15 protein-coding genes and 1 riboswitch are annotated in these 18,177 nt (G+C 63.2%); of the genes, 4 read left to right on the top strand and 11 right to left on the bottom strand.

Annotated features, from left to right (window positions below; genetic code table 11):
• Window positions 1–22 precede the first annotated feature (22 nt).
• Window positions 23–1,078 (bottom strand): hypothetical protein, encoded by a 1,056-nt coding sequence (locus tag JQ629_RS05900; RefSeq protein WP_212411998.1) that lies wholly within the window; start codon window positions 1,076–1,078, stop codon window positions 23–25.
• Between the two features lie 148 nt (window positions 1,079–1,226).
• Here JQ629_RS05900 and JQ629_RS05905 point away from each other — a divergent pair, with 148 nt between their 5' ends.
• Entirely contained in the window at window positions 1,227–2,561 is a 1,335-nt protein-coding gene (locus JQ629_RS05905) for a PQQ-dependent sugar dehydrogenase (RefSeq protein ID WP_212411810.1), read from the top strand.
• Between the two features lie 101 nt (window positions 2,562–2,662).
• Here JQ629_RS05905 and JQ629_RS05910 read toward each other — a convergent pair whose 3' ends face one another.
• A complete protein-coding gene (locus JQ629_RS05910; RefSeq protein ID WP_249133844.1) occupies window positions 2,663–3,811 on the bottom strand; it encodes a 2'-deoxycytidine 5'-triphosphate deaminase in 1,149 nt (382 codons plus the stop codon).
• A 78-nt stretch (window positions 3,812–3,889) separates the two neighbouring features.
• Window positions 3,890–3,969, top strand: a riboswitch (SAM riboswitch).
• A 72-nt stretch (window positions 3,970–4,041) separates the two neighbouring features.
• On the opposite strand from JQ629_RS05910, the gene JQ629_RS05915 reads away from it, so the two are divergent.
• Complete coding sequence (locus JQ629_RS05915) at window positions 4,042–5,235, top strand: O-succinylhomoserine sulfhydrylase (RefSeq protein WP_212265332.1); 1,194 nt, start codon at window positions 4,042–4,044, stop codon at window positions 5,233–5,235.
• 166 nt (window positions 5,236–5,401) lie between these two features.
• Here JQ629_RS05915 and JQ629_RS05920 read toward each other — a convergent pair whose 3' ends face one another.
• The 3 genes from JQ629_RS05920 to JQ629_RS05930 are packed head-to-tail and all read right to left on the bottom strand — an operon-like array spanning window position 5,402 to window position 8,431.
• Window positions 5,402–6,427, bottom strand: a complete 1,026-nt coding sequence (locus tag JQ629_RS05920; RefSeq protein ID WP_212411811.1) for an SGNH/GDSL hydrolase family protein — start codon at window positions 6,425–6,427, stop codon at window positions 5,402–5,404.
• Between the two features lie 13 nt (window positions 6,428–6,440).
• Window positions 6,441–7,199 carry an SGNH/GDSL hydrolase family protein gene (locus JQ629_RS05925; protein WP_212411812.1) on the bottom strand — a complete coding sequence of 253 codons (759 nt, stop codon included), beginning with the start codon at window positions 7,197–7,199 and terminating at the stop codon, window positions 6,441–6,443.
• On the bottom strand, window positions 7,199–8,431 hold the full coding sequence (locus tag JQ629_RS05930) for an OpgC domain-containing protein (RefSeq protein WP_212411813.1): 1,233 nt from the start codon (window positions 8,429–8,431) through the stop codon (window positions 7,199–7,201). The genes JQ629_RS05925 and JQ629_RS05930 overlap by 1 nt, the downstream gene beginning before the upstream one ends.
• A gap of 245 nt (window positions 8,432–8,676) precedes the next feature.
• Here JQ629_RS05930 and apaG point away from each other — a divergent pair, with 245 nt between their 5' ends.
• Window positions 8,677–9,069 carry a Co2+/Mg2+ efflux facilitator ApaG/CorD gene (apaG, locus tag JQ629_RS05935; protein WP_212411815.1) on the top strand — a complete coding sequence of 131 codons (393 nt, stop codon included), beginning with the start codon at window positions 8,677–8,679 and terminating at the stop codon, window positions 9,067–9,069.
• Window positions 9,070–10,027: 958 nt separating this feature from the next.
• Window positions 10,028–10,912, top strand: a complete 885-nt coding sequence (ku, locus tag JQ629_RS05940) for a non-homologous end joining protein Ku (RefSeq protein WP_212411817.1) — start codon at window positions 10,028–10,030, stop codon at window positions 10,910–10,912.
• Window positions 10,913–11,019: 107 nt separating this feature from the next.
• Here ku and JQ629_RS05945 read toward each other — a convergent pair whose 3' ends face one another.
• The 6 genes from JQ629_RS05945 to kdpB all read right to left on the bottom strand — a co-directional run bounded on the left by JQ629_RS05945 (window position 11,020) and on the right by kdpB (window position 18,158).
• Window positions 11,020–11,250 (bottom strand): DUF6496 domain-containing protein, encoded by a 231-nt coding sequence (locus tag JQ629_RS05945; protein WP_212266100.1) that lies wholly within the window; start codon window positions 11,248–11,250, stop codon window positions 11,020–11,022.
• A 64-nt stretch (window positions 11,251–11,314) separates the two neighbouring features.
• Window positions 11,315–11,755: a PTS sugar transporter subunit IIA gene (locus JQ629_RS05950; protein ID WP_212266099.1), complete on the bottom strand. Its 441-nt coding sequence runs from the start codon at window positions 11,753–11,755 to the stop codon at window positions 11,315–11,317.
• A 125-nt stretch (window positions 11,756–11,880) separates the two neighbouring features.
• On the bottom strand, window positions 11,881–12,570 hold the full coding sequence (locus JQ629_RS05955) for a response regulator (RefSeq protein ID WP_212411819.1): 690 nt from the start codon (window positions 12,568–12,570) through the stop codon (window positions 11,881–11,883).
• Complete coding sequence (locus tag JQ629_RS05960) at window positions 12,567–15,290, bottom strand: DUF4118 domain-containing protein (RefSeq protein WP_212411821.1); 2,724 nt, start codon at window positions 15,288–15,290, stop codon at window positions 12,567–12,569. The genes JQ629_RS05955 and JQ629_RS05960 overlap by 4 nt, the downstream gene beginning before the upstream one ends.
• A 41-nt stretch (window positions 15,291–15,331) precedes the next feature.
• On the bottom strand, window positions 15,332–15,937 hold the full coding sequence (locus JQ629_RS05965; protein WP_212411822.1) for a K(+)-transporting ATPase subunit C: 606 nt from the start codon (window positions 15,935–15,937) through the stop codon (window positions 15,332–15,334).
• 106 nt (window positions 15,938–16,043) lie between these two features.
• Complete coding sequence (gene kdpB, locus JQ629_RS05970) at window positions 16,044–18,158, bottom strand: potassium-transporting ATPase subunit KdpB (RefSeq protein WP_212411823.1); 2,115 nt, start codon at window positions 18,156–18,158, stop codon at window positions 16,044–16,046.
• Window positions 18,159–18,177 lie beyond the last annotated feature (19 nt).

An 18,177-nucleotide genomic window follows, 5' to 3' on the forward strand; every position in this document is an offset into this window, starting at 1 on the left:
ATTGCAGGCGAGCGCGCTCCCTTTAGCCAATCGACCAGACGAACGGTGCCTTTCCACCGGTTGACGGCTTCAAATGGACCGGAATATGGCGGCCGCAGCCGGCCGCCAGGCCCTCGAACAATCCCTGCAGGACACTGGCGCAGGCCGGGTGATAATCGCCGACATCGGCCATCAGCTTCCAGCTTTGCTGCCGGATTTCGAACGTGCCGTCGGACTCGCTGATCTCAACCGCATCATCCTGCGCCTCGAACAGCGCACGCAGGAAGCCAGCAAATTCCTTCGGCCCGCCGCGGCGCGCCCCGAGGTTTTGCGCGATCTCGTCGAAATATTGCATGCCGATCAGCTTGCCGGTGAGGTGCAACAGATATCGGGCATCCTCCGGGCCGAAGCATTGCACCATCACGGGAGCCGCGGTCTTCACATATTCCATCGCGTAGTTGCGATAGGCCTTTTCCAACCGCGGCTTCGGCCAGCTTGCAACAGGCAATGCCGGCGCGGTGGTGGGATCGAAGCGCGGCGCTTCGAGATGCCGCGCGAACACCATCCGCGCATCTGACTCGAGCGGATGATCGTATTCGCAGTAATAGCCTTCGAGGCCGTCCTGGCCGTCGACGCTTTGCTTGGTGCACACGAAGCCGAGATTCAAATTGCCGAGCGCCACGCCGTTATTGCCGTGCCATCCCCGCAGCATCGCGCGCGACACTTCGCCGGGCACGCCGCAGATCGCCGTGCCCCGCCAGATCCAGCGCGGCGGCGGATAACGGATCCAGGCCTTGCGATCGGTCTCGTACATGTACTCGACATGGACGCCGCCGATCCAGTTGGAGAGATAGTGATACTGCGCAGCCGCGACCGCCGGCGGCAGATGGCTGAGCCCGAGTTTTTCCAACCCCGGCAGGAAGCGTTCCTGCTGCTGGCGGCGAAACACCCGGAACACGAATTCGGCGGCGTCCGCCGTGCCGCGGCGGGAGACGACGGTGAGAACGAGGCCGGTGAAAAACGCGTGATAGAGATCAGCGATGCTGCGCCACTTCGCCCATTGCGCTTGCTGCGCGCGGTCATCCTTCGCCTCAGTCATCGCCATCCCGGTTCCCTTCTCTTTCCGCAAGCAGGCGTTGCGGTTCAATTCACGCGAATTTCATGGCAGGCACCGCGAACAATGGCCGGCTTTCCGCATTGGTGGAACGATATGCACCGCATTGTACATCGATATGCAAGGAGCCGTCATGCATAGCCATCTTCGGCTGGCGCTATGTCTGGGAGCGCTGGCGCTTCCTCTCGCCGCCTGTAACGAACAGGCTCCGTCGGGCTCCGCCGACCAGACCTATGGTCCCTCGCCCCAGCTACCATCGCCGCAAACCTCGTGGATACCGACCGTCAACATCGCCGCCGCCAAGGGCTGGCCCGAAGGCGGCAAGCCCACCGCCGCCAACGGCATGGCCGTGAATGCCTTCGCCAGCGGGCTCGAACATCCGCGCACGGTCTACGTGCTGCCAAATGGCGACGTGCTGGTGGCCGAGTCCAACGCCCCACCGAAACCGGACGGCGGGGGCATCAAAGGCTTCTTCTTCAAGTGGGCGTTAAGCCGGGCCGGCGCCGGCGTGCCGAGCGCCAATCGCATCACGCTGTTGCGCGACGCCGATGGCGACGGTACCGCTGAAACCCGCAGCATCTTTCTGAGCGGACTGAACTCGCCGTTCGGCATGGTGCTGGTGGGCGATGATTTCTATGTCGCCAATACCGACGCGATCATGAAATTTCCCTATCACGCCGGCGACACCAGAATCACCGCACCGGGCGAGAAGCTCGCCGACCTGCCCGCGGGCACCCTCAATCATCACTGGACCAAGGACCTGACCGCCAGCCCCGACGGATCGAAGCTTTATGCGACCGTCGGCTCCAACAGCAACATCGGCGAGAACGGCATCGAGGCCGAGAAGGATCGCGCCGCCGTATTGGAGGTCGATCGCGCCAGCGGCACATGGCGGGTGTTTGGCTCAGGCCTGCGCAATCCGAACGGACCTGCATGGAATCCACACACCGGCGAACTCTGGGTGGTCGTCAACGAGCGCGATGAACTCGGCAACGATCTGGTGCCTGATTACATGACCTCGGTGAAGGACGGCGCGTTCTATGGCTGGCCCTACAGCTATTTCGGCGACCGCGTCGATACCCGCGTCGAGCCGCGACGTCCCGACATGGTCGCCAAGGCAATGGCGCCGGACTACGCGCTCGGCGCGCATACCGCTGCACTCGGGCTGGCGTTCAACACGGGCGATCTGTTTCCGCAAGCGATGGCGGGCGGCGCTTTCATCGGCCAGCACGGCTCGTGGAATCGCAAGCCGCGCGCCGGCTACAAGGTGATCTTCGTGCCGTTCGAGGGCGGCAAGCCTTCCGGCAAGCCGCAGGACGTGCTGACCGGCTTTGTCAGTGATGACGGCGAAGCCCGCGGACGTCCGGTCGGCGTGCGGCTCGACAAGCAGGGCGCGCTATTGGTGGCCGACGACGTCGGCAACACGATATGGCGCGTGACGCCTTCGATGACGTCGGCTGCGCGGTAGGCACCAACCACCGTCATTGCGAGGAGCGTCGCGACGAAGCAATCCATCTTTGCTTGTGAGCATGGATTGCTTCGCTTCGCTCGCAATGACGAGGGTGAGAATTACAACCGGAAATGCTTGCTCAGCTTCAGGCCCTGCGCCTGATAGTTCGAGCCGATGCGCTGGCCGTACATGGCGTCGGGCCGCGCCAGCATCTTTTCATAGACCAGACGGCCGACGATCTGGCCGTGCTCGAGGATGAACGGCACTTCGCGCGAGCGCACTTCCAGGACGGCGCGCGAGCCCTGCCCGCCGGCGCCGGCATAGCCAAAGCCGGGATCGAAGAAGCCGGCATAATGCACGCGGAATTCGCCGACCAGAGGATCGAACGGCACCATCTCGGCGGCGTAATCCGGTGGAATCTGCACCGCCTCTTTCGAGGCCAGAATATAGAACTCGCCGGGATCGAGGATCAGGCTGCCGTCCGGGCGCGCCGCGATCGGCTCCCAGAATTCGTCGACCGCATAGCCGCCGCGGCGGTCGACATCGACCACGCCGGTATGGCGCTTGGCGCGGTAGCCGACAAAGCCGCCGGAATTCGCGCCGCTCAGATCGACGCTCAGCGCCACGCCATTGGCGAGATCGGCGTCGTCGATGTCGACCAGCCGCTCAGCCTCATGCAGCGCGTCCAACTCGTCCGCGTTGAGGATGGCGTCGCCGGTGCGGAAGCGCACTTGAGACAGCCGGGATCCCTCGCGCAGCAGCACTGGAAACGTCTTCGGGCTGATCTCGGCATAGAGCGGCCCGTGATAGCCGGCGCCGATCATGTCGAAGCGGCGGGTGCCGTCCGCGATCACGCGGGTGAACACGTCGAGCCGCCCGGTCGAGCTCTTGGGGTTGGCGGCGGCGACGATCTCCGGCGGCAGCGCGAGGCTCTCCAGCAGCGGCACGATGTAGACGCAGTTGGTTTCCAGCACCGCCCCGTCAGTGAGGTCGATCTCGTGCAGTTTCAGCTCGTCGATACGCTCGGCGACCGTCGCACCCGGCCCCGGGAGGAAGCTCGCGCGTACCCGGTAGGCGATGTCGCCGAGGCGAAGATCGAGGCTTGCGGGCTGGATCTGGCTCTCGACAAAGGGATAGGCCGGCAGGATCAGGCCCGCATCCGCCATCGCCGCGATCATGCGGTCGGGCAGAATTCCGTTGGCGTCGGGCGGCAGCGTGAAAGGCACGGCGGTCCTCAAGGGAGCCCGGGAGGATGACCCAGATGTCATCCAAACCTCATAAATATGGGCATTTAGGGGTTATCCGATGGCCGGCTTGACGAAAAGGGCGCGAGGGAATATCAGCATGACTTATCCCGTGGTGATTTGAGCCGGCCGGCTTGCAGCCACGTTAAATAAGTCGCTAAACAGGCCGGGGACACGTGTGATCCCGGCCTGTGGAAATTTTTCCAGGCCGGTTTTTTGTGACCATTTTCAATGGTGGTCACGACGGAGGTCACATGCCTGAGGCTAAGTCTACCACCCGCTATCGTCCCGAAACCCGCCTTGTCCATGGCGGCACGCTACGCTCGCAGTTCGGCGAGACGTCCGAGGCGCTGTTCCTCACCCAAGGCTACGTCTACGACAGCGCGGAGCAGTGCGAGGCCAGGTTCAAGGGCGAGGAGCCCGGCTTTATCTATTCGCGCTATTCCAATCCGACGATTGAGATGTTCGAGCGCCGCATGATCCAACTCGAGGGCGCGGAAGCCGCGCGCTCGACCGCGACCGGCATGGCCGCGGTGGCGACCGCGATCCTCGCACCGCTCCGGGCCGGCGACCACGTGGTCGCTTCGAAAGCCCTGTTCGGCTCCTGCCTTTACGTGGTGCAGGATCTCTTGCCGCGCTACGGGATCGAGACGACGCTGGTCGACGGTCTTGATCTCGACCAATGGCAGCGCGCGTTGCGGCCGAACACCAAGTCCTTCTTCCTGGAGAGCCCGACCAATCCGACGCTCGACGTGCTCGACATCCCGGCGATTGCCGAGATCGCGCACAGTGGCGGCGCACGGTTGATCGTGGACAATGTGTTCGCCACGCCGATCTGGCAGAGCCCGCTGACGCTCGGCGCCGACGTCGTTGTCTACTCCGCCACCAAGCACATCGACGGCCAGGGCCGCTGCCTCGGCGGCATCATCCTGGCCTCGGAAGCGTTCGTCGCCGAGCACCTTCATAACTTCATGCGCCATACCGGCCCGTCGATGTCGCCGTTCAACGCCTGGGTGCTGCTCAAGGGACTGGAGACGCTGGCGGTACGTGTACGCGCGCAGACCGAGACCGCGGGCAAGGTGGCCGATGCGCTGGCGAAGCATCCGAAGATTTCGCGGCTGATCTATCCCGGCCGTGCCGATCATCCGCAGGCCGAACTGGTGAAGCGGCAGATGCGCGCCGGCTCGACCCTGGTCGGCTTCGAGGTCAAGGGCGGCAAGCAGGCCGCGTTCCGCTGCCTCAACGCGCTGCAGATCTCGCGGATCTCGAACAATCTCGGCGACGCCAAGAGCCTCGTCACCCATCCGCCGACCACGACGCATCAGCGTCTGACGCCGGAGGCGCGCGCCGAACTCGGCATCAGCGAGGGCTTCATTCGCTTCTCCGCCGGGCTCGAGCATGCGGATGACCTGATCGAGGATTTCGAGGCCGCGCTGGAGAAGGCGTGAGGTGCTTGCCACCAACACCATCGTCGTCCCGGCCTTGAGCCGGGACCCATAACCACAGGGTCGTGTGAGTTAAGGAAGTCGTCGACCACTGCCTTTTAGCCGCACGGCCGCGGCGTATGGGTCCCGGCCTTCGCCGGGACGACGGCGGTGTGTAACGGCAACACGGCTACATCGGCCGGTACGTCCGCACGTTCGACGGCACGTTGACGCCGAGCTTGATCTGGCCGACCGAGCGGATGATGTCGTCGCCGAGCAGCTGCGCGAAGCAGGCGTAGCCCCAGTCGCTCATGTGCAGGCCGTCGGCGATGACGAAATTGTCCATCGGGATCGCCTGCTTCTCGTGCCAGTCGCGCATCACCTCGAAGCGCGGGAAGATGCCGACCTTGCGCAGTTCGGCGACCTTGTTGAGCAAATTGATCATCTTGCCCGCGCTCTCCGCGCGTTCGTTGACGCGCGGCGAATATTGCGGATCGATCAGCACCAGATCGGCGCCGGTCGCCTGAATGCGCGCGACACCGTCTTCCACCAGCTTGATGGTCTCAGCCGGATCGAGATTGCGCAGCACGGCATTGGTGCCGACCTGCCAGATCACCAGGTCCGGATGCATGTCGATGACCGAGGTCTGCAGGCGCTTCATCATTTCAGGCGCGTCCTCGCCGCCCTGGCCGCGATTGATCACGGTGATGTCGGCGGTCGGATATTGCCGGTGCAGCTGCGCTGCGAGGCGGTTGGGATAGTTGAATTCCGGCGAGGTCGCGCCGAAGCCCGCGGTCGACGACGATCCGAACGCGATGATCACCACCGGCTCGCCCGCGGCCAGCTTGCCCGCGACACGCGGCAGCGATCCCATCTTTTTGGCGCCACCCTTCGGCGGCAGGCAGGGAACACGGCTGAAGATGTCGGCGGCCGATTTCGCGACCTCTTTGGCCTTGTCGATCGCCTTGCCGGTAACGCTCCTCTGCGCCGCCGGACCGGACGGCTCGGCGGCCGCCACGCTGCCCGCACCCGTGGTCGACGCCGCCGGCGGCTTGGCGGCTTCAGTTTTGGCCGTGTCGGACAGCGTCGCCTGCTGGGCGGTCTGGGTCGCCTGCGCCTGCACCGGCAAAACGGACGCCGGCATCAGTAGCACCATCGCCGCGATGGCGAACGCTGCCAGCGATGTCGACGGCAAAAAAGGGCAGTAACGACTCATTTACGCTAGTTCCTCAATTCTGCTGGGCCGGGTTCACATGCGCCGCGTCGATCACGAATTTCGACAGCGCGCGGCCAAGGCAATCGTGCACCCGCTTGGCCAGGTCAGGGCCATGCGACGTGGTGGACAGGTCGAAATCTCCGGCGTCGCTCCAGTGCCGCATCATGGCGAAGCGGTCGAACAAGGGAATGTCGTGCTGCTGCGCCACCACACGGATATTATCCAGGTAGGGCGGCGCGGAAATCATCGTTTCAGTGCGCGGGCTGTATTGAAGATTCATCAGGATCACGTCGACCCCCGCCTTCTGCAACGCAGCAACGCCCTCTTCGACACCGGCGCGGAAATCATCGGGATCGATCGATCGGATAGCATCGTAGGTGCCGGTCTGCCAGATAACCAAAGTAGGCTTCTTTAGCTCGACCAGCTTAACAAGTCCGCCAGCGACCTCTTCGGCCGTCTTCTTGACCTGTAGTTCTACGGATACGTTCACGGCGACTTTCGGCAGCGCCTCCTTCAACATCGCCTGCAGCCGGCCGGGATAGGCGCTGGCTTCGGACGACGGGATGCTCGACGACCGGCTGCCCACCACCAGAATTTCCAGCCGGCGGTCGCCGGCAATGGCCGTCTCGACCTTGGGCAACTTACTCTCGGACGTCAGCAGATAGGCCGGAACCTCGCAATTGGCAGGGGCATCCTCGGCGCGCACGGGAGCCACGGCCAGCAAGCCGGCAATCAAGGTCAGCCCCAGGATCATCACCGGGTTGGACTTCATCAGCCCCCTCCCGCCATATCGGCGTTGCCAACAGCGCCCTTTTTCTTCGAGGCATTCTTGTCGGCGGAATGCTTGTACCACGAAATGACCCACGCCATGCCGGACATGATGAGTACCCCGGCGAGGCTGATCAGGAAATGCAGCCCCGCTCCACCGGAGATTTCGGCCAGCACGAAATGCCCGGCAAAGGCGAGGAAGACGCCGAGGCAGAATATCTCAAGCGAATGCTGCCCGCACAGGATCAATGGTCGCAGCCAGGGCGATTTCAGCCCTGGCCAGTCCTTGTGCAGGAAGCGGACGGTGATCGCCGCCAGCGCCAGGAAGTGCGCGAACCGCAGTACATCCAGATCGGTCTTGGTGATCGGGTACATCCACTGCTCGATCAGCTTCGGCATGAAGCGGCTCAGTTGCGGGATGTGCCAGGTCAGCGTGACGAAGAAGGCGGCCAGCAGATAGGCAATGCAGATCCACATGGTGATCCGCGAGGAGAGGATCGCCGACATCCGCTCGGCGCCGCCGAGCGCGCACCAGGCGCCGAACACGAACAGCAATTGCCATGCGAACGGATTGAAGGCCCAGAATCCGTTCGGATAGGCCGACAAATACAGATCGAACTGCCAGGTCGCCGCGTAGAGCGCCACCGACAGCGCCAGCGAGACGTCGGGCCGCCACTTCATCAGCCACAGGATGAGGGGCAGGAACAGCATCAGCACGATATAGAGCGGCAGCACGTCCATGTTGACGGGACGGAATCTCAGCAGCAAGGCCTGGATGATCGTGACATCCGGCTGCTTGAGGAAATCCATGATCCCCATTTCTTCCGAATACAGCGGGTTGTTGAAATTGGTGGCGACGTAGGAAATCTCCGCCAGGAAGATCGTGAACAGGAACACATGCGCCACGTAGATCTGCCAGACCCGCCGCATGATGCGGGCGGTGGCGATCACGAAGCCGGATTCCAGCATGGCGCGGCCATAGACGAACGCCGCGGTATAGCCGGAGATGAAGATGAAGATCTCGGTGGCGTCGGAAAAGCCGTAATTGCGGATCGTGAACCAGGTCAGGATGTTCGCCGGCAAATGATCGATGAAGATCAGCCACAGCGCCAGCCCGCGAAACAGATCGAGCCGCAATTCGCGCTCGCCGGCCGCCGGCAGCGTGATCGCCGGCGCGGAGGCTACCGCGGCGTTACTCACGGATGGTCCGGCAATTTGATCGGCAATGGACGACATCGGGCACCGTTTTGGCAGCGAATCTGACGCAAATTGCACGGCACGAGGGCACAATATCGGCCCCCCAAGCACGCAAGACAAGCCAGATACGGCGATCCGGACCGCGCGGGTGCGCCTTAGGGCGAAACTGTGTTGAAACAAGGATGGAATAGCGTGGACGCCCCGCCCCTGCCGGCCGGCCCCGCGATTGGTTCCATCGGCTTTCTTCGCTATGATGCGGCACAGGATTCTGGAAGCTTTTATTCATGTATCGCGCCGTCACCCGTCAGATCGAAGTCACCGTCGAACCGAACTTCATGCCGGAGCACCCGTCGGTCGCGAAGGGCCAGTATTTCTGGTCCTACACCATCGTCATCACCAATTCGGGCAATGAGACGGTGCAGCTGCGGACGCGGCACTGGATCATCACCGACGCCACCGGCCGCAAGCAGGAAGTCCGCGGCGAAGGCGTGGTCGGCGAGCAGCCGGTGCTGGCCCCCGGCGAACGCTTCGAATACACCTCCGGCGTGCCGCTCCCCACCGCGTCCGGCTTCATGACCGGGCGCTATCAGATGGTCAACGAAAGCGGCGAGAAATTCGAGATCGACGTGCCGACATTTTCGCTGGATAGCCCGGATAACAAGCGGGTGTTGAATTAGGGGGCAACGCACCCTCCACGCGTCGTCCCGGCGAACGCCGGGACCCATACCGCGTGATTTCTCGATAGAGCCTCGGTAACAGAGACCGTTCGCCAAACTTCTTCCTGTGGTTATGGGTCCCGGCGTTCGCCGGGACGACAGCGTTGCTTGTTGTCGCACCGAGGTCCAAACGTGGCTGCGCGTCCTCGCGACGCATGGCGCCCGAGCTTTGCCAGAAACTTCCGCGCCCTCTCATCAAGAGGGCGCAGCGAAGACCGGGTGCGCGCTGCACCCGCGGTCCCGTGTGCGGTTAGCACTAAGTAGGCTGCACACGAGCATACAGGGCAGCGGAGAACACCCGGCCTTCCCTGCGCAATGGCTTTACGGCTTATGCCGTGATCTCCCCGGAGACGAGTTCTTGGTTGACTCCGTCGCTGCCGTTCAGCTCTCGCCTACCCGACAGCTTGACACCTGCAACGGGTGCCAGGACCACACGGTTTTGCCGTACGCTTATCCACGCCATCGTCGAGGCGTAAACCAGCGTCCATCGCAACCCGTCCAACGTCCGTGACGACGGCCGACGCCCTCTGAGTGGGACGGGATGGCGATAGATGCGCACTGATTTGGGTCGGCCGACAACAGAACTATTTTTGATTTACGGAAATTTTCTGCTTGACACGATTTCCGTAATTCAGAACTTATTTGCCCGTCGGGTTATTTTGCCGCACCTCTCTCCGTCATTCCGGGGCGATGCGCAGCATCGAGCCCGGAATCCATCGGGCGGCCTGATGGATTCCGGGCTCGCGCTACGCGCGCCCCGGAATGACGGAGAGAGTCTTCGCGTGGTCCCGGATGTCGCTGCGCTCATCCGGGCTACCTGCTCTTCGTGCAACGACCGCTACCACGGACGGCCGCAACAGGAACCAAAACCCACACCATCCGTTGAAGGTCCGAAACCAAACCCTCGCCGGAGATTGTAATGGCCCCTCGCGCCTATTGGAAAGGCTCGCTGAAGCTTTCCCTCGTGTCATGCCCGATTGCGCTGTATCCGGCCTCGACCTCGGCCGAGAAAACCCGCTTCCACATGATCAACAAGGAGACCGGCAACCGGCTGAAGCAGCAGATGGTCGATAGCGAGACCGGCGATGTCGTCGAGAGCGACCAGAAGGGCCGCGGCTACGAGTTGAAGAAGGGTGAGTATGTCGAGGTCGAGAAAGAGGAGCTGGAGGCGGTCCAGATCGAGAGCAATCACACCATCGACATCGACAGCTTCGTGCCCCGAGACGAGATCGACAAGCGCTATCTCAACAACCCCTATTATATCGTACCCGACGGCAAGGCCGGTATCGACGCCTTTGCCGTGATCCGCGACGCCATGAAGGACCAGGACCGCGTCGCACTGGCGCGCATCGTGCTCACCAACCGCGAACACGTCATCGCGATCGAACCGCTCGGCAAGGGCCTGCTCGGCACCACGCTGCGCTACCCCTACGAGCTGCGCGACGAGGACAGCTATTTCGACGACATCAAGAGCCCCAAAATATCGAAAGACATGATCGAACTCGCCAGCCACATCCTCGATACCAAGGCGGCGCATTTCGATCCGTCCAAGTTCAAGGACGAGTACGAAAACGCGCTGAAGGCGCTGGTCCGCCGCAAGGCCTCCGGCAAGCCGCTGAAGGCCGCCCCGCGCGAGGAGAAGGCGGATAACGTCATCAACCTGATGGACGCCCTGAAGCAGAGCCTGAAAGGCAAGGCAGCCACCAAGCGGCGGGCGAGCGCGCCGGCCTCGCGCCGCGCGCCGCAACGGCGCGCGGCGAAGAAGGCGCACCGGTCGGCCGCGCGGGCCCGCAAGGCGGGGTAGCCCTCAATCCCTCCGTCATTGCGAGGAGCGTAGCGACGAAGCAATCCACAGTTGCTCTGCCGCGCCATGGATTGCTTCGCTTCGCTCGCAATGACGGTGTAGAACGCCTACTTCTTCGCCTTCCGCTTCTTCGACGTCTTCCGCTTCTTGGCTGTCTTCCTGGCCTTCTTCGGCACCTTCTTGCCCTTGGCGCGCGCCTCGGAAAGTCCGATCGCGATCGCCTGCTTCTTGCTCTTCACCGTCCTGCCGGAGCGGCCACTCTTCAAGGTGCCAGCCTTGCGTTTCTTCATTGCGCGCTTGACGTCGGCCGAAGCCTTCCTGGAATATTTTCGTGCCATGGATTACCTCCCGGTGTCCGGGAAAATAATCGTCGCATTGCACGAAGGTTCCGGCCCGCAACCCTCAGGCCACCGCGGCATGGAGTTCGGCTGAGGTCTTCGCGGCCCGCAGTCGCGCGAGCGTATCCGGCGATCTCAACGTCCGGGCTACCAGCGCCAAAGCTGTGAGCGCTTCGCTCTCCACTGCCGCAGGCAACAGCAGGACGAACACCACGTCCACCGCCCGTCCGTCGATGGCATCAAATTCGATGCCCTGCTTCAGCTTTGCAAGCAGCCCATAGGGCCGCTTCAAGCCCGTCAGCCGGGCGTGAGGAATGGCGATGCCATTGCCGGTCCCCGTTGATCCCAGTTCTTCCCGCTTCAGGAGATGCGACGTGACCTGATCGACCGCCAAGCCGAGATTGGCGGCGGCCATGGCCGCCAATTCCTGCAACAGCGGCCCCTTCTGCGAGGCCCGAACGTCGATCATGACGTCGGTTGGCGATAGCAGATCGGAAATCTTCATCGTAACTCCGGGCGGATCGCCGCGTTAGAGCGGGATGACTTCTCTTCGTTTCCTCATCCCTCTCTAACTCTTTGTTTGTGCATGATCTCATCGGAAAACCGGTACCCACTTTTCCGGATCATGCTCTAATCCGGCGCGCGCAGCCGATAGCCTATTCCGGTTTCAGTCAGAACGAATTGCGGGCGCTCCGGATCCGCCTCGATCTTCTGTCGGAGCTGCCGCACATAGACGCGGAGATATTGCGCGTCGGTCAACTCATCCCACAGCTCCTTCAGCAGGAATCGGTGGGTCAGCACCTTGCCGGCATGCTGCACCAGCACGCGCAGCAATTCATACTCCTTGGGTGACAATTTGACATCCTTGTCACCCACCTTGACGATCCGGCGCACAAGATCGACCGAAAGATCGCCCGATCGGAATACCGGCCGCTCGCCCTGCACCTGCAACTGGTGGCGCAGCGCCGCCCGCATCCGCGCCAGCAACTCATCCATCCCGAACGGCTTGGTCAGGTAGTCGTCGGCGCCAAGGTCGAGCGCCTGCACCTTGCCGACCTCGTCGCCGCGGCTCGACAGCACCACGATCGGAACGCTCTCGTTGCGGCCACGGATCATGCGCAACAATTCGTGGCCCTGGATGTCGGGCAGGCCGAGATCGAGGATGATCAGCGCCGGTCCCTCGGCCAGCTTTTCCAGCGCAATCTTGCCGTTGGAGGCCTCGAGGATGTCATAGCCTTGCGTGCTCAGCCCCATCCGCAGCAGCTTGCGGATCGGCGGCTCGTCATCGATGACCAGGACTTTGATGGGCGCGGCGTTCATGCGGCTGTATCCAGAGAGTTGGACGCCGCCGGGATCGGCAGGCGAATGGTCAATACCGCGCCGCTCCGGTCAAGCCGGTTGGCGGCCGAGATCGTGCCATGCATCGCCTCGACGAAGCCGCGCGAAATCGCCAGGCCGAGGCCGGTGCCCGGGCGGACATGATCGCCCTTTTGCGCGCGATGGAACTTGTCGAATATCATATCCAGCTCCTCGGGCGTTATGCCATCGCCTTCGTCAATGATTTGCAGGGATACCCAATCCCTTTCCCGCGAACTCCTGATCGAAATCGTGGTATTGGCCGGCGCATATTTCGCCGCGTTGTCCAGCAGATTAAAGAGCACCTGTTCGAACAGCACCGCGTCAAGCTGCAGCATCGGCAAGTCGGCGGCAAGCTCAAGCGAAACCTTGTGGCCTCCAAGAATCTTGCTGGCGCGCCGAAGCACGCTGCCGACGATCTCGCCGATATCATGCAACGCCGTGTTCGGCACCACGGCGCCGGATTCCAGCTTTGTCATGTCGAGAAGATTGGCGATGAAGCGGTTGAGCCGTTCGGACTCGTCGATCACGGTTGCCAGCAGGTCGCGTTTTTCGGTGTCGCTCAGGCCGCTGTCAAGGTCCCGTATCGCGCTTGCGGCGCCGAGCACCGAGGCCAGCGGCGTCTTGAGGTCGTGCGAGATCGAGGTCAACAGCGCCGAGCGCAGACGATCCGACTCCACCGTGCGTTTGACGCGGTCCATATCCTCCACCAGCAACACGCGCTCGATCGCCAGCGCGCCCTGATCCATCAAGGCATCCAGCAAGCGGCGCTGATCCGGGGTGAGCAGCGGCCCGGTCTTGTCGTCATCGATGCCGATGACGCCGATCGGTCCGCGTCCGGTTCGCATCGGCAGGAACAGGCGCTTGGCGCCCGGCAGCGTATCGGCGCCGCGCCCCGCGGCCCGGTCGTTGCCCCATGCCCAGTTCGCGGCGGCGAGATCAGCCTTGTCCAGTTGATCTTCGGGCGGATAGCCGGCCTTGACGGTAATGATGCCGTCCTCCGGCAACAACAGCACCACCCGCACCTTCAACATCAAGGCCGCCTGATAGGCGGTCGCCCACAACACGTCGTCGAGGGTCGCGGTGCCCGCGAGCTTGCGGCTGAAGGCGTAGAGCGATTCCGTGGTGCGAACCCGGCCCATCGCAGTCACAGCCTGCGTGCGTACCCGCGCCGCGACATTGGAAACGAGGATCGCAATCAGCATAAAGAAGAAGAAGGCGGCGATATTGGTCGGCTCGGTGATCGTGAAGTTATAGAGCGGCGGCAGGAAGAAGAAATTGTAGCAAAGCGAGCCCACCACGCTTGCAAATATCGACGGCAACAGCCCGTAACGGACGGCGGCCCCGACCACGGCGGTCAGGAATACGAGGTCGACGTTTTCGATGCCCAGCCGCGGATGAACCAGCAGGCCAGTACCGAGTGCAATGACGACGAACAGCAGGGACACAACATAGGGCAGCGGATCGAACGGCTCCTGCCGTTCGGCCGTGCGCACCGTATTCTTCGGAACGGGTTTGGCCGCGAGTTCCTCGCCGGCGATGACGTTGACGGTGATATTGCCGGCGCGGCGCACCAGATCGTGCACGACCGAGCCGCGCGTGAGTTCAAACCACAGCGAACGCGTCGACTTGCCGATGATGATCTGGGTCACATTGTTGGCTTGCGCGAACTGGACCACGTCGTCGGCGATGCGCCGCCCGACGCCGGGAATGGTGATAGCCTCGCCACCGAGCGCTTCGGCGAGCCGCATCGTATCGGCGAGCCGGTCGCGCTGCTCGTCGGTCAGCTGCAGGCTGCGCCGGGTCTCGATGCTGATCGCCGTCCATTGCGCGTGCAGCCGGTCGGCCAGCCGCTTGGTGTAGCGCACCAGCCCCGCCGATCGCGGGTCCTCGCTGATGCAGACAAGAACACGCTCGCCTGCGGCCCAGGGCCCGGCGATCGCGTTGGCCTGCATGTGGGTCAGGAGTTGCTCATCGACCCGTTCGGCGGTGCGTCGCAACGCCAGTTCGCGCAACGCAGTCAAATTGCCCGGTGAGAAATAGTGTTCGAGCGCGCGTTCGGCCTGCTTGGGGACGTAGACCTTGCCCTCCTTCAGCCGCTGGATCAGGTCGTCGGGTGTGAGGTCGATCAGTTCGATGGCGTCGGCGCGGTCGAACACCTTGTCCGGCACGGTCTCGCGCACCCGCACATGCGTGATCTGCGCGACCACGTCATTGAGGCTCTCGATGTGCTGGATGTTGACTGCCGTATAGACATCGATGCCGTGGGACAATAGCTCCTCGACGTCGAGGTAGCGCTTGGGGTGGCGGCTGCCCGGCGCGTTGGTGTGCGCGAGCTCATCGACCAGGGCGATCTGCGGACGCCGCGCGATCAGGGCGTCGAGGTCCATCTCGTCGAGGATCTGGTCCTTGTACTCCAGCTTCTTGCGCGGAATGACTTCAAGGCCCGCCAGCAGCGCCTCGGTCTCCGCCCGGCCATGGGTCTCGACCACGCCGACCACGACGTCTATCCCGGCCTTCGTCCTGGCATGGGCGCTTTGCAGCATCTCATAGGTCTTGCCGACGCCGGGGGCTGCGCCGACAAATATCTTGAGCTTCCCGGCCCGATCATTCTCGCGCCGCGCGGCCTCCAGCAGCGCGTCCGGCGAGGGTCGTTTTTCATGATCTTGGCGCTGATTAGCCATGCGGCAATATAGTCAACTCATCCGGCGCGGCCTAGCTCCCGTCATTTGGCTGCGGCGGCATCCAGCGCCAGATTCAGCGCCAGAACGTTAACCCTGACCTCGCCGAGCAATCCAGCCATGCGGCCCTGGCTGTGCTCCGTGACCAGCTGGCGAATACGCTCTTCCGGCATTTTTCGAGCCTTGGCCACCCGAGGTACCTGGAACAGCGCGGCTTCCGGCGAGATGTCGGGGTCGAGGCCGCTGGCAGAGGTGGTGACGAGATCAACGGGCACCGCGGCGGAGGGATTTTCCGCCTTCAGCTTGTCGACATCCTCCTTGATCCGGTCGGCCAAAGCCTTGCTGGTCGGGCCGAGATTGGAGCCGCCCGAATTGGCCGCATTATAGGGTGCCGATACCGTCTTGCTGGAATCGGCCGGGTCCGGCGCCGAGGTCGCCGAGGGCCGGCCATGGAAATATTTGTCTTCCTTGAACTCCTGCCCGATCAGGGCCGAGCCGATCACCTTGCCGTCCTTCTCGATCAGGCTGCCTTGCGCCTGCCTCGGAAAGATCACGCCGGCAATCGCGGTCATCGCGAGCGGATAGGCGAGGCCTGTGATGGCGGTCAGCAAGAGCAGCAGGATGATGGCGGGACGAATTTCTCGAAGCATGATTGGTCTCCTTTTCTTCCGTCATTCCGGGGCGATGCAACGCATCGAACCCGGAATCTCGAGATTCCGGGTTCGCGCTGCGCGCGCCCCGGAATGACAGTGAGTGTTAAGCCAGGTTCAAGGCAGCGACCACGAGGTCGATGGCCTTGATGCCGATAAAGGGAATGATGATGCCGCCGAGGCCGTAGATCAGCAGGTTGCGGCGCAGCAGCGCGCCGGCCCCGACGGCACGGTAGGCGACGCCTTTCAGCGCCAGCGGAATCAACGCGATGATGACAAGCGCGTTGAAGATGATCGCCGACAGGATCGCGCTCTGCGGGCTCGCCAGGTGCATGACGTTGAGCACCCCGAGCTGCGGATAGAACGCGAGGAACATCGCCGGGATGATGGCGAAATACTTCGCGACGTCGTTGGCGATCGAGAACGTGGTCAGCGCGCCGCGCGTCATCAGCAGCTGCTTGCCGATCTCGACCACCTCGATCAGTTTTGTCGGGTTGGAATCGAGATCGACCATGTTGCCGGCCTCGCGCGCGGCCTGGGTGCCGGTGTTCATGGCGACGCCGACATCGGCCTGAGCGAGAGCGGGCGCGTCATTGGTGCCGTCGCCGCACATCGCCACCAGCTTGCCCTTGGCCTGCTCGTCGCGGATCAGCTTCAGCTTGTCCTCAGGCGTTGCCTGGGCGAGGAAATCATCGACGCCGGCCTCGGCCGCGATCGCGGCTGCGGTCATCGGATTGTCACCGGTGATCATCACGGTGCGGATTCCCATACGGCGGAGTTCAGCAAAGCGCTCGCGGATGCCGCCCTTGACGATATCCTTGAGGTGGATGACGCCGAGCAGGCGGCCGTTCCTGGCGACGGCAAGCGGCGTGCCGCCGGCCTTGGCGATTTCGTCGGCGATGGCCTGGAGTTCGCGGGCCGCTTCCGTACCTATAGTCGGCTGGATCGCACGAACCGCGTTGCCGCTGGCCATGGTCTGCGCGGTGCCGCCACCGATGTAATTGAGAATCGCCTCTACCGCGCCCTTGCGGACAGACGAGGTGCCGGCATCGATGCCGCTCATCCGGGTTTGCGCGGTAAAGGGCACGAATGTCGCGGCGAGCTCCTTCATGTCGCGGCTTCGAATGTTGTATTTTTCCTTGGCCAGCACCACGATGGAGCGGCCCTCCGGAGTCTCGTCGGCCAGCGAAGCCAGTTGCGCCGCATCCGCCAATTCCTGCTCGGTCACGCCGCGGACCGGGCGAAAAGCCGTTGCCTGGCGGTTGCCGAGGGTAATGGTGCCGGTCTTGTCGAGCAGCAGCGTGTCGACGTCGCCGGCGGCCTCGACCGCGCGGCCGGACATCGCCAGCACGTTGAAGCGCACCAGCCGGTCCATGCCGGCGATGCCGATCGCCGACAGCAACGCGCCGATCGTGGTCGGGATCAGCGTCACGAACAGCGCCACCAGCACCACCACGGAAATCGAGCCGCCGGCATAGGCGGCATAGCTCGGGATCGTCACCGTCGCAAATACGAAGATGATGGTGAGGCCCGCAAGCAGGATGTTGAGCGCGATCTCGTTCGGCGTCTTCTGCCGCTCGGCACCTTCCACCAGCCTGATCATGCGGTCGATGAAGGTCGAGCCTTGCGCCGCGGTGATACGGACGCGGATCCAGTCCGACAGCACCTGGGTGCCGCCGGTCACCGCCGAACGGTCGCCGCCGGACTCGCGGATCACGGGCGCGGATTCACCTGTGATCGCGGCCTCGTTGACGGAAGCGACGCCTTCGATCACTTCGCCGTCGGACGGAATGTTGTCGCCGGCTTCGACCAGAACGATATCGCCGACTTTCAGCGCGGTGCCGGGCACCAGGCGAAAAGTCTTGTCCGAACCCGTCAGCAGCTTGGCCTGGCTTTCGGTGCGGGTCTTCTTCAGCGATTCGGCCTGCGCCTTGCCGCGGCCTTCCGCGACCGCTTCCGCAAAATTGGCGAACAGCACCGTGAACCACAGCCAGAGAATGATCTGGAACGTGAAGCCGAGGTTTGCACCGCCGGTGACGAGGTCACGCAAAAATATGATTGTGGTCAGCGCCGCGACAATCTCGACCACGAACATCACCGGGCTCTTGATCATCAGCCGCGGGTCGAGCTTGACGAACGACGACCTGATCGCCGGGAGCAGGATCTTCGGGTCTGATATCGCCGAGGCCGTACCCTTTTTCTGCAGTCTTGTGGTTTCCATGGACGTAACTCCGAAGAGG

It is taken from the genome of Bradyrhizobium sp. AUGA SZCCT0222 (assembly GCF_018130205.1).
Lineage (GTDB): Bacteria > Pseudomonadota > Alphaproteobacteria > Rhizobiales > Xanthobacteraceae > Bradyrhizobium.

Bases quoted from the DNA above. Each gene is read 5' to 3' on its own strand.
- JQ629_RS05900 (WP_212411998.1), bottom strand. From the start codon at position 1,078: ATGACTGAGGCGAAGGATGACCGCGCGCAGCAAGCGCAATGGGCGAAG.
- JQ629_RS05905 (WP_212411810.1), top strand. From the start codon at position 1,227: ATGCATAGCCATCTTCGGCTGGCGCTATGTCTGGGAGCGCTGGCGCTT.
- JQ629_RS05910 (WP_249133844.1), bottom strand. From the start codon at position 3,811: ATGACATCTGGGTCATCCTCCCGGGCTCCCTTGAGGACCGCCGTGCCT.
- JQ629_RS05915 (WP_212265332.1), top strand. From the start codon at position 4,042: ATGCCTGAGGCTAAGTCTACCACCCGCTATCGTCCCGAAACCCGCCTT.
- JQ629_RS05920 (WP_212411811.1), bottom strand. From the start codon at position 6,427: ATGAGTCGTTACTGCCCTTTTTTGCCGTCGACATCGCTGGCAGCGTTC.
- JQ629_RS05925 (WP_212411812.1), bottom strand. From the start codon at position 7,199: ATGAAGTCCAACCCGGTGATGATCCTGGGGCTGACCTTGATTGCCGGC.
- JQ629_RS05930 (WP_212411813.1), bottom strand. From the start codon at position 8,431: ATGTCGTCCATTGCCGATCAAATTGCCGGACCATCCGTGAGTAACGCC.
- apaG (WP_212411815.1), top strand. From the start codon at position 8,677: ATGTATCGCGCCGTCACCCGTCAGATCGAAGTCACCGTCGAACCGAAC.
- ku (WP_212411817.1), top strand. From the start codon at position 10,028: ATGGCCCCTCGCGCCTATTGGAAAGGCTCGCTGAAGCTTTCCCTCGTG.
- JQ629_RS05945 (WP_212266100.1), bottom strand. From the start codon at position 11,250: ATGGCACGAAAATATTCCAGGAAGGCTTCGGCCGACGTCAAGCGCGCA.
- JQ629_RS05950 (WP_212266099.1), bottom strand. From the start codon at position 11,755: ATGAAGATTTCCGATCTGCTATCGCCAACCGACGTCATGATCGACGTT.
- JQ629_RS05955 (WP_212411819.1), bottom strand. From the start codon at position 12,570: ATGAACGCCGCGCCCATCAAAGTCCTGGTCATCGATGACGAGCCGCCG.
- JQ629_RS05960 (WP_212411821.1), bottom strand. From the start codon at position 15,290: ATGGCTAATCAGCGCCAAGATCATGAAAAACGACCCTCGCCGGACGCG.
- JQ629_RS05965 (WP_212411822.1), bottom strand. From the start codon at position 15,937: ATGCTTCGAGAAATTCGTCCCGCCATCATCCTGCTGCTCTTGCTGACC.
- kdpB (WP_212411823.1), bottom strand. From the start codon at position 18,158: ATGGAAACCACAAGACTGCAGAAAAAGGGTACGGCCTCGGCGATATCA.